This window comes from Faecalibacterium sp. DFI.5.82 (assembly GCF_029076575.1).
GTDB lineage: Bacteria > Bacillota > Clostridia > Oscillospirales > Ruminococcaceae > Faecalibacterium > Faecalibacterium duncaniae.
Window position 1 is genome coordinate 1 of the sequence record NZ_JARFIS010000427.1, and the last position, 314, is coordinate 314.

At 58.0% G+C, this 314-nt stretch carries 1 pseudogene; it reads right to left on the reverse strand.

The window, feature by feature from the left end:
- Positions 1-314 (reverse strand): annotated as a pseudogene (locus P0G09_RS17285) (hypothetical protein); the annotation flags it as partial.

Consider the following 314-nt stretch of genomic DNA (forward strand, 5'->3'; position numbering starts at 1 on the left):
GACCCAAGGACGAGGAAGCCTATGCTGTTTATGCCGATACTGTGGTCATCGGCACAAACAGCATAGGCTTCCTCGTCCTTGGGTCCCTTGATGAACACGCCCTTGCACACCTCGTTCTCCAGGATGATGTTCTCGCACTCGGTGCTGAACAGCATCTCCACGCCGTTGTCGGCCAGATAGTTCTGGATGGCCAGATACAGCTGCTGGGCCTTCTCGGTGCCCAGATGACGGATGGGGCAGTCCACCAGCTTCAGACCGGCGAGGACATCAAGGAGATCCGCAAGAACGCCATCCACGCCGGTCTGAAGCTGGTG